Here is a 1,333-nt window from a genome sequence, read left to right as displayed (position 1 = left end):
TGCCGCCGCTGGCCGCGTCGGCCGGGCGCTTTCCCGCGTCACGGTTCCCGGCCCCTTCCGCACCCGATTTTTTTCGCCGCTGCCCCGCGCCCTTTTCTGAGATAGGATGGAACCGAGGACGAGGTCGCGCCCGGCGCGACCGTTCCCGAGCGGGGCCCGCGCGCGCTGCCCACCCTGGCCGTGCGGCCGGTGTGACACGGTCGCGTCGTGCCCTTGGTGTATCCTTGCCTACTCCGTGACAGCGCGCTCCGGCATGACCCGGGCGCACCACCATGAACGATTCGTATCCCAGTCGTAAGCCAACCGACAAACCGCAAGAAAAGCGCTCGCTCCTCGAGCGCCTGACCGACTTCATCTCGCCCGAGCCTGAATCCCGCGCCGAGCTGCTGGAAATCCTCCAGGACGCCCACGAACGCAACCTGATCGACGCCGATTCGCTGTCGATGATCGAAGGCGTGTTCCAGGTATCCGACCTGTGCGCGCGCGACATCATGGTGCCGCGCGCGCAGATGGACGCGATCAACATCGCCGACAAGCCCGAAGATTTCATCCCGTTCGTCCTCGAGAAGGCGCACTCGCGCTACCCCGTGTACGAGGAGAACCGCGACAACGTCATTGGCGTGCTGCTCGCGAAGGATCTGCTGCGCTTCTATGCCGAAGAGGAATTCGACGTGCGCGGCATGCTGCGCCCGGCCGTGTTCATTCCCGAATCGAAGCGCCTGAACGTGCTGCTGCACGACTTCCGCGTGAACCGCAACCACCTCGCGATCGTCGTCGACGAATACGGCGGCGTCGCGGGCCTGATCACGATCGAGGACGTGCTCGAGCAGATCGTCGGCGACATCGAGGATGAATACGACTTCGACGAGGAAGCCGGCAACATCATCTCGGGGCCCGATGGCCGCTACCGCGTGCGCGCGCTCACCGAGATCGAACAGTTCAACGAGACGTTCGGCACCGATTTCCCCGACGACGAAGTCGACACGATCGGCGGGCTGATCACGCATCATTTCGGCCGCGTCCCGCATCGCGGCGAGAAGCTGCAGCTCGGCAACCTCGTGTTCGAGATCCAGCGCGGCGATGCGCGCCAGGTCCACGTACTGCTGGTGCGCCGCAACCCACTCGCCAGCCGTCGCGCCGAAGCCTCGCACGAGGACTGACCGTCGCGCGCCAGCCGCGCGTTCCACAACCGCTCGCCCACTTCCGCTTCACATGGACGATCCGATCCTGTCCCGCCCGGCTGGCGGCCTGCTCGCGCCGACACCCGGCCGCGCGCTGCCGCGCTGCCACGACCCACGAAAAAAAAAACAAATCACCCCCCACCCCACAAGGC

The 1,333-nt window shown here is 66.0% G+C and carries 1 protein-coding gene; it reads left to right on the top strand.

Features of this window, described 5'->3' with window-relative positions; genetic code table 11:
* Positions 1–272: 272 nt before the first annotated feature.
* On the top strand, positions 273–1,160 hold the full coding sequence (locus JYJ84_RS36825; RefSeq protein ID WP_122946222.1) for an HlyC/CorC family transporter: 888 nt from the start codon (positions 273–275) through the stop codon (positions 1,158–1,160).
* Positions 1,161–1,333 lie beyond the last annotated feature (173 nt).

Origin of the sequence: Burkholderia sp. LMG 13014 (assembly GCF_905232215.1) — a bacterium.
GTDB lineage: Bacteria > Pseudomonadota > Gammaproteobacteria > Burkholderiales > Burkholderiaceae > Burkholderia.
Note: the sequence above shows the minus strand (reverse complement) of the source record. Positions and strands in the feature narration are given on the sequence as shown.

What these genes read in the sequence shown, in the direction of transcription:
- JYJ84_RS36825 (WP_122946222.1), top strand. Translation starts at nt 273, where the DNA reads ATGAACGATTCGTATCCCAGTCGTAAGCCAACCGACAAACCGCAAGAA.